This is a genomic window from Streptomyces sp. NPDC097981 (assembly GCF_040302565.1).
Taxonomy (GTDB): domain Bacteria; phylum Actinomycetota; class Actinomycetes; order Streptomycetales; family Streptomycetaceae; genus Streptomyces.
Map to the genome: position 1 here is coordinate 27,494 of NZ_JBEORW010000056.1, position 12,441 is coordinate 39,934.

A 12,441-nucleotide genomic window follows, 5' to 3' on the forward strand; every position below is an offset into this window, starting at 1 on the left:
TTTAAGACATGGCGGAGTCCAGACTGATCCAGGGCCGTTACCGGTCGCTCGATCTGATCGGGCGCGGCGGCATGGGCGAGGTGTGGCGGGCCCGGGACGAGTCGCTCGGCCGGCAGGTCGCCGTGAAATGCCTCAAGCCGCTCGGCCCCGAGCAGGACAACCACTTCACCCAGGTCCTGCGCGAACGCTTCCGCCGCGAGGCGCGCGTCGCGGCCTCCCTCCAGCACCGCGGGGTCACCGTCGTCCACGACTTCGGCGACGAGAGCGCCGCGGGCGGCCCCCTCTACCTCGTGATGGAGCTCCTCGACGGCCGCAACCTGAGCCAGCTCATGGAGGACAACGAGGCGCGCCCGCTGCCCGTGGACGTGGTCGTCGACATCGCGGAGCAGCTGGCCGCCGCCCTCGGCTACACCCACGACCAGGGCGTCGTCCACCGCGACCTGAAACCCGCCAACATCATGCGGCTCACCGACGGCACGGTGAAGATCTGCGACTTCGGCATCGCCCGCCTCGCCCACGACATCGGTTTCACCGCCAAACTCACCGGCGGCGCCATGGCCATGGGCACCCCGCACTACATGTCGCCCGAACAGATCGCGGGCGGCGAGGTCGACCACCGCAGCGACCTCTACTCCCTCGGCTGCGTCCTGTACGAGATCGCCACCGGAGCCCCGCCCTTCGACCTCGGCGACTCCTGGTCGGTGCTGGTCGGCCACCGCGACAACGTGCCCGTACCGCCCCGCGAGCACCGCCCCGAGCTGCCCGAATACTTCGAGCAGGCGGTCCTGGACCTGCTGGCCAAGCGCCCCGAGGACCGCCCCGGCGATGCCCGCCACCTGCACCGGCGGCTCGTCGAGGCCCGGGTCGGCCCCGGCGGCCTGCCCGGCGCCCAGGCCCCGCTGCCCGCGTGGGCCCGCGGGATGACCGCCGGCCGCAAGGCGGGCATCGACGCCCGCCCCGCCAGCGGCGAATGGGCCGTGCTCACCGGCTCCTGGACCGCCGTGCGCCCCGGCGGCTCGCACCGGATCCTGCGCCCCGCCGCCGCCGAGGACCCGCGGCTCACCGCGCCGTACGGGGTCCCGTACACGTTCGGTTCCGACGGGACCGGCCTGAACGGGACCGGCCCCGACGCCCTCGCCGCCGGCCACACCCGCGCGTTCGCCCTCAGCCGCGCGGGCCGGCCCGAGGAGGCCTTGGCCGCGTACGAAGCCGTCACCGAGGGGCGCACCCGGGCACTCGGCGCCGACCACCCCGACACCCTCGCGGCGCGCCAGGAGGCGGCGTACGAACTGGGCCGGCTCGGACGCCACCGCGAGGCCCACGACGTCTACCGTGCGGTGCTCGTCGCCCGGGAGCGCAGCATGGGCCCGCTCCATCCCGACACGCTGCGCTGCCGCCACAACCTCGCCTGCGCCCTCGGGGCGCTGGGCCGGTTCACGGAGGCCCACCGCACCGCCGCCGAGGTCGCCGCCGACCGGGCGGCCGTGCTGGGCGCCGAGCACGCGGACACGCTGCTGACCCGGTACGAGGCGGCGTACGCGCTGGGCCGCCTCGGCCGCTGGCAGGAGGCCCTGGAGGGCTTCCGCCAGGTCGCCGCCGTACGGGAACGGGTGCTGGGCCGGGACCATCCGGACACCCTCGCCGCCCGCTACGAGGTCGGCATCGCGCTCGGCCGGACCGGGCACGCCGCCCAGGCCCTGGACCTGTTCCGGGGCCTGATCCGCGACCGCACCCGCGCGTACGGCGCCGCGGACCCGGAGACCCTGCGCGCCCGGCACGTCCTCGGCGTCAACCTGGGCCGCCTCGACCGCTGGGAGGAGGCGGTGGCCGAATCCCGGCAGGTGGCCGCCGCCCGGACCAAGGCGCTCGGCGCCGAACACCCCGACACCCTCGTCAGCCGCCGCGAACTCGCCGTCGGGCTCGGCCGGCTGGGCCGCTGGGACGAGGCCCTGCCCGTCTACCGCGAACTTTCGGGCATCCGCGAGCGCTCCCTCGGCGACGACCATCCCGACACGGTGGCGGCCCACGCCGACGAGGCGCACTGCCTGGAGCGGCTCGGCCAGGTGTGCTACCAAGAGCCATGACGAGCTTCGGGCACGATGTATACGACGACGTGATCGTGGGCGGCGGGCACAACGGACTGGTCGCCGCCGCGTACCTGGCCCGGGCGGGCCGTTCGGTGCTGGTCCTGGAACGGCTCGGGAACACCGGCGGCGCCGCGATCTCCACCCGGCCCTTCGCCGGCGTCGACGCCCGGCTCTCGCGCTACTCGTACCTCGTCTCGCTGCTCCCGGCGAAGATCGTGCGCGACCTCGGGCTGGACTTCTCCGTCTGCAAGCGCACGGTCTCCTCGTACACCCCCGTCGAACGCGACGGCCGGCCGGGCGGGCTCCTCGTCGGCGGGGGAGAGTCCCGCACCCGGGAGTCGTTCGCCCGGCTGACCGGCTCGGAGCGCGAGTACGAGAGCTGGCGCGCCTTCTACGGGAGGACCGGGCGGCTCGCCGAGAAGGTGTTCCCGACGCTGACCGAACCGCTGCCCACGCGGGCGGAGCTGCGGGCCCGCATCGCCGACGAGGCGGCCTGGCGGATGCTGTTCGAGGAGCCGCTCGGGCAGGCCGTCGAGGAGCACTTCGCCGACGACCTGGTCCGGGGCGTGGTGCTCACGGACGCTCTGATCGGCACCTTCGCGGACGCCCACGACCCCGCGCTCGCGCAGAACCGCTGCTTCCTCTACCACGTCATCGGCGGCGGCACCGGGGACTGGGACGTCCCGGTCGGCGGCATGGGCGCGCTCACCGACGCGCTGGCGGCGGCGGCCCGCGCGGCCGGGGCCGAGATCGCGCTCGGGCACGAGGTGCTCCGGATCGAGACCGACGGACGGGCGCCGGCCGAGGTGACCTTCCGTACGGCGGCCGGCGAGGGGCGGGTCGTCGGGAGGACGGTGCTGGTCAACGCCTCACCGCGGGCGCTGGCCGACCTGCTCGGCGAGGCGGCGCCGGCGCCCGCGGCCGAGGGGGCCCAGCTCAAGGTCAACATGCTGCTGCGACGGCTGCCGCGGCTGCGGGACACCTCGGTGGACCCGCGCGAGGCCTTCGGCGGCACGTTCCACATCGCCGAGGGGTACGCGGAACTGGCGCGGGCCTACGCCGAGGCCGCCACCGGGGAACTGCCGTCCGTACCGCCCTCGGAGATCTACTGCCACTCCCTGACCGACCCTTCGATCCTCGGGCCGGAACTCGTGGCAGAGGGGTACCAGACCCTCACCCTCTTCGGCCTGCATACCCCGGCCCGGCTGTTCGAGAAGGACAACCAGGGCGCGCGCGAGGTGCTGCTGGCCGGCACGCTCGCCCAGCTGGACGCGCATCTGGCGGAGCCGATCACCGACTGCCTGGCCTTCGACGCGGACGGGCGGCCGTGCATCGAGGCCAAGACCCCGCTGGACTTGGAGCGCGAACTGCGGTTGCCCGGCGGACACATCTTCCACCGGGACCTGTCCTGGCCGTACGCCGCCGACGACGGGGACGGAGGCGGGGCGGGCCGCTGGGGTGTGGGGACCCCGTACGCCAACGTCCTGCTGTGCGGCGCGGGCGCCGTGCGCGGAGGCGGCGTCAGCGGGGTCCCCGGCCACAATGCGGCGATGGCCGTGCTGGGGCACTGACCGCCGCTACGCGGCGGGTTCGCCCGCCTCGATGACGACGATCGGGATCTCGCGGTCCGTCTTGCCCTGGTACTCGTCGTAGGCGGGCCAGTGCTCCACCATCACGGGCCAGTACGCGGCGCGCTCCTCGGCGGTCGCGGTGCGGGCCGTGCCCTGGAGGATCTTCGGGCCGACCTGGATGCGGACCTCGGGGTGCGCCGTCAGGTTCCTGTACCAGAGCGGGTGCTCGGGGGCGCCGCCCTTGGACGCGACGACGAAGTAACGGCCGTGGGCCTCGCCGTAGATGAGCGGGGTCCGCACGGCGTTGCCCGAAACCCGGCCCACGGTGGTGAGCAGCAGGGTCTGGGTGCCGTTCCAGTGATGGCCCTCGGCCCCGTTCGATGCGACGTACTGCTTGACGTGGTCGAGCTGCCAGCCCGGCTGGGGGTCCTTCGGGTGGTCCCAGTCGATGTCCTTGGTCGGCATGTGCCTGTACCTGCTTTCCTGTCGAGCTGCGTGCGGGTTGAACAGTCAACGGAACTCAACGAATGCCAACGGTGTATGGCACGGTTTTATGCCGTCGGCCGCGGTGCGGACGCGGGCGTGGTCGCCGGGAGGCTGAAGCCGTCGAACAGGTCGTCCAGGGCGCGCAGGGTGGCGCCGACCGGGGTGGCGCGGACGGCGAGGTCGCGGGCGGCCACGGCGAGGGGGTGGGTGAGCGCGGCGAGGCGGCCCGCACGGCGGGCGCGGATCCGTATGGCGTCGGTCCGGGCGCACCGGGCCGCACTGTAGGCGGCCAGGGCGGCGGGTACGCCTGCTGCGTCGGTCGCGTCCAGCAGGTGCGCGAGGACGACGGCGTCCTCGACGGCCTGGCAGCCGCCCTGGCCGAGGTTGGGGGTCATGGCGTGCGCGGCGTCGCCGAGCCAGGCGAGCCGACCGCAGTGGTAACGAGGGAGCGGCGCGGCCAGGTCGTACAGGTCGTGCTGGAGGAGGGCGGCCGGATCGATCCGCTCCAGCAGTGCGGGGATCGGGTCGTGCCAGGAGCCGTGGCGGCGCAGGAGTTCGGCGCGGGCGTCCGTCGGGCGGTGTCCCTCGGGGACGACGGCGGTGGCGTACACGTACAGGCGGCCGTCGGAGAGCGGGACGATGCCGAACCGCTCGCCGCGGCCCCAGGTCTCGGCGGGTGCGGGGTGCTCGTGCGGGCCGGCGCTCGGCAGGACGGTGCGCCAGGCGGTCTCCCCGCTGTAGCGCAGGCCGGGGTGGCCCGGGAAGTACGCGCGGCGCAGCGGACTGTGGATGCCGTCGGCGGCGATGACGAGGTCGGCGGTGAGGTCGCCGGCCGAGGTGCGGACCACGGGGGTGCCGTGGGCGTCGTCGACGCCGGTGACGCGTGCCCCGTAATGGATCGCGGTGTCCGGGAGCGCGTCGGCGAGGCCGTCGGCCAGCGTCGGGCGGTACACGGCGAGCAGGGGGCGGCCGTACCGGACCGCCAGCGCGGACGCGTCGGCGCGGTTCAGCCAGCGGCCGTCGGTGCGGCGCAGGCCCATGGCGGCCGGGACGGCGCGACCGGCGGCGAGGCCGGCGTCGAAGCCGATGGCGTCGAAGGCGCGCAGGGCATTGGGGGCGAGGACGATTCCGGCGCCGGTGGCGGACGGCTGCGTTGACCGCTCGCAGACGGTGACCCGCCAGCCGCGGCGGTGCAGGGCCACCGCCGCCGTGAGCCCGCCGATTCCCGCTCCTGCCACGACCGCATGCCGCTGAGACATGACGTGCCCTCCCGTTCGCCAGCCATCCTCTACATGTGTAGAGGCTTGCTCGTCACTCTACAGCTGTAGAGTGACGTCATGTCCACAACCGACCGCAGAACTCTGATCGCGGACACGGCGATCGACCTCGTGGCCGCCGCCGGCCTGCGGGGCCTGACCCACAGGGCCGTCGACGGCGCGGCGCGGCTGCCGGCCGGCAGTACCTCGTACTACTTCCGCACGAGGACGGCGCTGATCGGGGCCTGCTATCAGCGGCTGGCCGAACTGAACCTCGGGGACGTCGGAGGCGCCGGGGCCCGTGCTTCGGCGGTGCCGGCGGTGCCGGTCGACCGGGAGGCGGCTGCGGTGGCGCTCGCCGAGGTGCTGTACCAGTGGCTGACCACCGGGCGGGTGCGCCAGCTGGCCCGCTTCGAGCTGAGCCTGGAGGCCGCGCGCAACCCGGAGCTGGAGCCGGAGTTCCACCGGGCGGGGCAGGGCGCCCGGGCCCGCGCCGCCGGGATCCTCGCGGCGCTGGGTGCGGAGCGGCCCGCCGAGTCCGCCGAGCTGCTGGTCGCCTGGACCGACGGACTCCTCTACGACCGCCTCGTAGGCGCCCTCGCCCGCTCCCGCCCGGCCCCGGACCGGGCCGAACTGACCTCCGTCGTCCGCCGGATGCTCGACGCGGTCCTTTCCCGGGACTCCGGGAGCTCCACCGCCTAGGGTGCGCATCGACAGTGCTTGCCGGGCGTTGTCAGTCCCCTCCGCTACGGTGCGGCCATGTCGAACTATGTACTGGTGGCAGGCGCGTGGCTCGGATCATGGGCGTGGGACGAGGTGGTGCCCGCGCTGCGTGAGGCCGGCCACGGCGTCCACTCGTTGACGCTGTCCGGCCTCGCCGGCAAACGGGCCGTGCCCGCCGGGCGGCAGACTCACGTCCGGGACATCGTCGACGAGGTCGAGCGCCTCGATCTGCACGATGTGGTACTGGTCGGGCACAGCTACTCGGGCATCCCGGTCGGTCAGGCCGCCGAGCGGATCGGCGAACGGCTGGCCCGCGTGGTCTTCGTCGATGCCAACGTTCCGGCCGATGGGGAGTCGTTCGTCTCCACGTGGTGGCAGGGCCCGGCGAAGCTGGAAGCCGCCCTTGCCGAAAACGGCGGCTCCTGGGCGCCGCTGACCGCCGCCGAATACGACGGCCAGGGCCTCACCGAGGAGCAGATCGCCCGGATCGTGAGCGGCTCGACGCCGCACCCGGGCGCCTCCCTGGCCGACCCGGCCGTGCTGGCCCGGCCGCTCGGCGAACTTCCGGCGACGTACATCAAGTGCCTGCTCGACGGTGCCGAGCCGAGCGACGACGTGGCCGAGCTGCTGGCCGGCGGGCAGTGGCGGCTGGTCCTCATGGACACAGGCCACTGGCCGATGTTCTCCCGGCCGGACGAACTGGCGCGGATCCTCCTCGACGCGATGGGGCGGTGACCGCCCACCCTCAGCAGTTCCACCTGGACTTCGGCGTACCGGACCGGGACCGGGCCCACGAACAGGTCATCGCCTGCGGTGCCAACCTCCTCGACGGCCGGCCGGCCGGACACCGGCGACCGGCGCGTCCACGCGGACCCGGCGGGACGCCCCTCCCGCCGGCGCCTCCCGCCTGACGGGGGGCGAGGCCGGTACCGCTCATGCCGGGTCAGCCCAGCCGGGGCGGCACCCAGTCGTGGTGACGGAGGATCATGCGCATCGCGGCGCGGGAGGGCGTCAGCCGCATCGCCGTGTTGCGCAGGGCGACGGCCAGCGGATGGGACAGCTGGTGGCCCATCCGCCCGGCCTGCCGGGCGGCCCGCGCGACGGCCTGACTGCGAGGCCGGCGCTCGGCGTCGTACCGGGCGAGCGCGGCCTCGACGGTGGGTCCGACGGCGAGCGCGGCGGCCAGGGTGACCGCGTCCTCCAGGGCCTGGCAGGCGCCCTGCCCGAGGTTGGGGGTCATCGCGTGTGCCGCGTCGCCGAGCAGCGCGATCCGGCCGGCCGTGAACGAGGGGAGCGGTGCGCGCAGTTCGTTGACGGCGTGCTGCAGCACGGCGTCGGGCCGGGTCGCGTCCAGCAGCTCGGGGATCGGGTCGTGCCAGGTGCGGAATCGGCGGCGCAGCTCGGCGAGCGGGTCGGCGAACCGTGTCCCGGCGGGCAGGCCGAGGACGGCGTGCCACTCGGCCCGCCCGTCCCGGAAGGCGATGTGCCCGAACTCGGCGCCCCGCCCCCAGGTCAGCTCGAAGTCGGTGCGCAGCTCGACCGGGTGCTCGGTGATGGCGCGCAGCACCGCCGAGCCGCTGTGGACCGGGCCGGGGTGGGCCGGGAAGAGACGGCTGCGCACCCGGCTGCCGATGCCGTCGGCCGCCACCACCAGATCGGCGTCCAGGACCGTGTCGCCGCAGTCGACCCGGGCCGTCCCGGGGCCGGTCTGCCGGACCGAGCGGGCCTCCGAGCCGGTCAGCAGCGTTCCGGCGGGCAGGGACGCGCGGAGCAGGCTGTGCAGGGTGGAGCGAGGGATGCCCATGATCGGCGTGCCCACCGCCCTCTCCAGCGCCGCGCCGTCCATCCGGGTCAGCCAGCGGCCGCCCGGGGTGCGGGTGCCGCCGCCGTACTGACCCCGCGAGGCCTCCCGCACGAGCCCGCCCACGCCGAGCTCGTCCAGCGCCCGCAGGCCGTTCGCGGCGAGGGAGATGCCCGCCCCCGCGTCCTCCAGTACGGGCGCGCGCTCGACGACCGTCACCTCCCAGCCGATGCGGCGCATGCCGATCGCGGCGGCCAGACCGCCGATGCCCCCGCCGACGACCACTGCCGTGCTGCCCACGTCGAACCCCCAGTCTTTCTACACCTGTAGAAGGATGCTCGGGCTGACCCTATCCGAGGCACTACAGGTGTAGAAAGGAGCCATGGCTACGGAACGGCGCACCCTCCTCGCGGATGCGGCTCTCGGCGTACTCGCCGAAGAGGGGATCCGCGGCCTGACCCACCGCGCGGTCGACCGCAAAGCGGCCGTCCCACCCGGCACCACGTCGGCGTACTACCGCACCCGGGCCGCGCTGCTCACCGGACTCGTCACCCGCCTCGTCCAACTCGACCAGGCGGAACTCCACACGATGGGCGAACGGCTCCCGCCTCCCCGCACCGCCGCGGAACTGGTGGACGGCATCGAGCTGCTCACCCGGCGGCGGCTCACCGGAGAGGGCCGGGGCCGCTCGCTCGCCCGCTACGCCTGCGCCGTCGAGAGCGTGCGCGACCCCGAGCTGCGCGAGATCCTCGTACCCCGCGAGAACGCCGGCCGCGACACCGTCCGGCACTTCCTCGCCGGGCACGGTGTGACGGACGTCGAGAGCCGCAGCCACACCCTGCTGACCTGCATCGACGGACTGGTCTTCGACCGGCTCGTGAGCGGCGGCGAAGTCCCTCGCGAGGCCATCGAAGGCCTGGTCGCCGCCGCCCTGCGCCAGGGGCCGGGGCGCACGGCCGCCGATGGGACCCGGGCCCCGGACCGTCGGCGGGGGCCCGCTGCTGGGCCAGGAGCCTGAAATCCGCCGCTCCGCCGGGCCGGAAAACCCCGGGCTGCCGCACCGCGAAAGAGGATGAGGGCGACCAGCACGATCGCAGGGGTGGTGCACACCGGCCGCGGCACGCTGCGGGTGCCGAGCTCTCCCTGAAACCGCACCCGGCGGGCCGCCGGGCCCGCTCCGCTCCGCTGACACGCAAGGAGCGCGCATGGCCACGTCCGCCGAGCAGGCCCCGAACACCGCCCAGATCGCCATGACCCTCGCCGCGATCGCCGCCACGGCGGCGGTCCCGCGTCCGTCGGGTGAAACCCGGGAGGAGCAGGCCCTGCGCGCCAGATCCGGGATCACCGCACAACTACAGGACCCCATGCTCGCCACGGGTGGCACATGGCAGCTGAAGTGGCTGGCCCTCAGCCCGGACAACGCGAACCTCGCCTACATCGCCTGGAACTCCGACGGCTCGAACCAGATCGTCGTGGCCGTCCGCGGCACCGTCTCCAATCCGACGGACACGATGGAGGACCTCGACGTCGGCACGGTGGTGCCGTTCACGGCCGGCGGATCGACGGACATCGCCGTCTCGGCCGGCGCCATGGCCGCGTTCACGCAGGTCGCGACGGCGCGCGGTATCACAGGGGCGCCCGCCGGGCAGGAACAGGCCGACGGGTCCGGCCGGCCGGAGGCCGCCATCCCGGTGGACGCGACACTCAGCCGGGCACTCGCCATCCTCCTCGCGGCCGTGCCGTCCACGCCTCGGCCGACGGTCTTCGTGACCGGCCACAGCCTGGGCGGCTGCATCGCCACCATGCTGGCCACGTACCTTCAGGCCCAGACCTGGACGCCGAACAAGCCGCAGTTCGCCCTCGTCACCTTCGCCGCTCCCACCGCCGGCCTCCAGAGCTTCGCCGACTACGTCGACGCCCTGCAGTGGACCCCGCACGAGCGCCACGTCAACGCGTACGACGTGGTCCCGCTGGCCTGGTCCGATCTGCTCGACGCCGGGAAGTGGTACCCACCCGCCAAGGGCCCGGTGGCGAACGACGAGGTGAAGCTCCTCCTGACGGAGATCGACCTGCTCAAGAAGGACAACGTCTACGTCCAGCCCGACGCCGAGGACCCCGTCCTGTGGAACCCGTCGTACGACTGGTACGACACGTTCTACATCAACAAGACCACCAGCGACTTCATGGCCCAGGTCGCGTTCCAGCACTCCAACTTCTCCTACCTGTACCTGCTGGGCGCGCCCCGGGTCACTCCCGGGCCGAGGGTGTCCGGCTTGAGTTCCACTGCCGGGCAGGGCGGCGCGAAGGTCACCATCAGCGGCACGGGATTCACCCCGGACAGCGTCGTCGACTTCGGCCCGATCCCGTGCACCGAGTTCGCCATCGACCTGTCCGGCGAGTGGATCGTGGCGATCGTGCCCGACGGGGTCGGCATCGTCGATGTCCGCGTCACCAACCGGCTCGGCACGTCGCCCGCCGTCCCGCTGGGGCAGTTCGCCTACGGCGGGCCCGAGCCCGTCGTGGTCAGCAGCGTCACCCCGAATCACGGGACGGCCTTCAAGAAGGTCACCATCAGAGGCTCGGGCTTCGCCTCGGGCGCGGCCGTGCGGTTCAAGGACCACCTCGCGCACGACGTCACCGTCGAGTCCTCGACCGTCATCACCGCGAAGGCACCCCTCCGGCTGCTCGACGAGGCGAACGCGGACGAATCCAAGACGGTGGACGTCACCGTGACGGTCGGCGTGGCCACGTCGCCCACCAGCCCGGTCGACGAATTCACCTACGAGGACTGATCTTCGGCAGGCCGGCCGGGGCTCTCCGGAGTCCCGTCGGCCGGCCCGTCGCGCTTCCCGCTCCCGGCCGACGGCGTCGCAGGCCGGAACATGGCCCGCTGCCATCTGATCTCTCCGTCGTGCCGCTGGCCGGTGGGAGTGAGTCCGGCCGCGGCGGCGACGGCGGCGGGCCTCCTGGTCGGGGTGGACGTGGGCGACGACCGTGTGCATCGACACGCCCACGAAGGAGGCGTCCGCGGCCAGCGGGACGCCTGTGCGGCTGAACCCGGTCGCGGCGTGGCGCGCTAGTCGGCCGAGCGGGTCCAGCCGAGGGGGTGGATGGCGGCAGCGTCGGCCGGGCGGTCCTCGGCGAAGAGGAGCCGGCCGGGTTCCGACACCCGTACGACGTCCACGTACACGCCGCGCCCGACGTAGCGGCCGGTGGCGGTGTGGCGGAAGCGCAGGCGCACCGTCCGGCCGGCCCAGGCGGGGAGGGGGGCCTCCAGGCGGTGCCAGATGCGGCCGGACCAGCCGCCGGCGCTGCCCTGCGGCCACTGCTCGGGGGCGCCGCCCGTCGAGCGCACGGTGCTGAACGGAAGCGGTTCCCAGGTCTCCCCGTCGGCCGAGGCCTCCACGTGGAAGGCGCCCTCGCCGGGCACGGTGTCCCACCACACGGCGCAGCGCAGCCGGGCGGCGGCGGTGGCCGGGGTCAGCGGCGGCAGGGTGAGGGTGCCGGACCCGCCGGTCTCCATGCCGGAGTACCAGGCCGGGCCGCCGTGCGTCGTACGGACCGGGACGGCGCGGGCGAAGCGGTTGCCGACGGCGACCCGCGGTGCGCTGCCGGCCCGCCAGGTGCGTACGGGGTGGACGGAGTTGCCGAGCAGGATCAGGAAGGAGTCGGTGGAGGGGTCCAGGACCAGGGAGGTGCCGGTGAAGCCGGTGTGGCCGGCGGAGTGCGGGGTGGCCATGGCTCCCATGTACCAGTGCTGGTAGAGCTCGAAGCCGAGGCCGTGGTCGTCGCCGGGGAAGGCGGTGTTGAAGTCGGTGAAGAGCAGCTCCACGGAGGCGGGGCGCAGGATGCGCTTGCCGGCGTACACCCCGCCGTCGAGCAGCGTGCGGGCCAGGACGGCCAGGTCCCAGGCCGTGCCGAAGACGCCGGCGTGGCCTGCGACGCCGCCGAGGGCGTACGCGTTCTCGTCGTGGACCTCGCCCCAGACCAGTCCGCGGTCCAGCCCGGACCAGGGGGGCCGCTGCACCTCGGTGGCGGCGGTGACGCGGCGCCAGGAGAGCGGCGGGTTGTAACGGGTGCGGTGCATCCCGAGCGGAGCGGTGATCTCGTCTTGGAGCAGGAGATCCAGAGTGTGACCGGTGATCCGTTCCAGGAGCAGCTGGAGCGCTATGAGGTTCAGATCCGAGTACCGGTACACCGACCCCGGGGTCTCCTGCGGGCGCACGGACCACAGCATCCTCAACTGGCCCTCGCGGGTGGACTGCTGGTAGAAGGGCGCCCAGGAGCGCAGCCCCGAGGTGTGCGTGAGCAGCTGGCGGACCGTGATCAGCTCCTTGCCGCCGCCGGTGAACTCGGGCAGGTACCGGTGCACCGGAGCCTCCAGCTCCAACTGTCCGCGCTCCATCTGCTGCACCGCCAGGAGCGAGGTGAACAGCTTGGTCAGCGAGGCCAGGTCGAAGACGGTGTCCTCGGCCATCGGGATGCGCTCTGCCGCCGGGAACTCCCGGACCCGGTCG

Annotated in this window: 11 protein-coding genes and 1 pseudogene; 7 read left to right on the forward strand and 5 right to left on the reverse strand. The window is 73.9% G+C overall.

Features of this window, described 5'->3' with window-relative positions; all coding sequences use genetic code 11:
• The first annotated feature begins 8 nt into the window (after positions 1–8).
• Complete coding sequence (locus tag ABTY04_RS35370; RefSeq protein ID WP_352217550.1) at positions 9–2,084, forward strand: serine/threonine-protein kinase; 2,076 nt, start codon at positions 9–11, stop codon at positions 2,082–2,084.
• Complete coding sequence (locus ABTY04_RS35375; RefSeq protein WP_352217551.1) at positions 2,081–3,658, forward strand: phytoene desaturase family protein; 1,578 nt, start codon at positions 2,081–2,083, stop codon at positions 3,656–3,658. Before ABTY04_RS35370 ends, ABTY04_RS35375 begins: the two co-directional genes overlap by 4 nt.
• Before the next feature lie 6 nt (positions 3,659–3,664).
• Here ABTY04_RS35375 and ABTY04_RS35380 read toward each other — a convergent pair whose 3' ends face one another.
• Positions 3,665–4,123: a nitroreductase family deazaflavin-dependent oxidoreductase gene (locus ABTY04_RS35380; RefSeq protein WP_352217552.1), complete on the reverse strand. Its 459-nt coding sequence runs from the start codon at positions 4,121–4,123 to the stop codon at positions 3,665–3,667.
• Between the two features lie 86 nt (positions 4,124–4,209).
• Positions 4,210–5,403, reverse strand: a complete 1,194-nt coding sequence (locus ABTY04_RS35385) for an FAD-dependent monooxygenase (protein ID WP_352217553.1) — start codon at positions 5,401–5,403, stop codon at positions 4,210–4,212.
• Between the two features lie 78 nt (positions 5,404–5,481).
• On the opposite strand from ABTY04_RS35385, the gene ABTY04_RS35390 reads away from it, so the two are divergent.
• Genes ABTY04_RS35390 through ABTY04_RS41275 form a run of 3 tightly spaced genes read left to right on the forward strand, consistent with a single transcriptional unit; the run spans position 5,482 to position 7,034 of the window.
• Positions 5,482–6,102, forward strand: coding sequence for a TetR/AcrR family transcriptional regulator (locus tag ABTY04_RS35390; protein ID WP_352217554.1), 621 nt, complete (start codon positions 5,482–5,484; stop codon positions 6,100–6,102).
• A 57-nt stretch (positions 6,103–6,159) separates the two neighbouring features.
• Positions 6,160–6,858, forward strand: coding sequence for an alpha/beta fold hydrolase (locus ABTY04_RS35395; RefSeq protein WP_352217555.1), 699 nt, complete (start codon positions 6,160–6,162; stop codon positions 6,856–6,858).
• Entirely contained in the window at positions 6,855–7,034 is a 180-nt protein-coding gene (locus tag ABTY04_RS41275) for a VOC family protein (protein ID WP_502996782.1), read from the forward strand. The genes ABTY04_RS35395 and ABTY04_RS41275 overlap by 4 nt, the downstream gene beginning before the upstream one ends.
• Positions 7,035–7,066: 32 nt before the next feature.
• Here ABTY04_RS41275 and ABTY04_RS35405 read toward each other — a convergent pair whose 3' ends face one another.
• A complete protein-coding gene (locus ABTY04_RS35405) occupies positions 7,067–8,224 on the reverse strand; it encodes an FAD-dependent monooxygenase (protein ID WP_352217556.1) in 1,158 nt (385 codons plus the stop codon).
• Between the two features lie 82 nt (positions 8,225–8,306).
• Here ABTY04_RS35405 and ABTY04_RS35410 point away from each other — a divergent pair, with 82 nt between their 5' ends.
• Complete coding sequence (locus tag ABTY04_RS35410) at positions 8,307–8,942, forward strand: TetR/AcrR family transcriptional regulator (protein WP_352217557.1); 636 nt, start codon at positions 8,307–8,309, stop codon at positions 8,940–8,942.
• Positions 8,943–9,129: 187 nt separating this feature from the next.
• Positions 9,130–10,716, forward strand: a complete 1,587-nt coding sequence (locus tag ABTY04_RS35415) for a lipase family protein (RefSeq protein ID WP_352217558.1) — start codon at positions 9,130–9,132, stop codon at positions 10,714–10,716.
• A gap of 95 nt (positions 10,717–10,811) precedes the next feature.
• Here ABTY04_RS35415 and ABTY04_RS35420 read toward each other — a convergent pair.
• Together ABTY04_RS35420 and ABTY04_RS35425 are read right to left on the reverse strand one after the other, a co-directional pair.
• A pseudogene (locus tag ABTY04_RS35420) lies at positions 10,812–10,920 on the reverse strand (GNAT family N-acetyltransferase); the annotation flags it as partial.
• An 80-nt stretch (positions 10,921–11,000) separates the two neighbouring features.
• On the reverse strand, positions 11,001–12,441 hold a 1,441-nt coding region (locus ABTY04_RS35425; protein ID WP_352217559.1), incomplete at its 5' end, for a serine hydrolase domain-containing protein.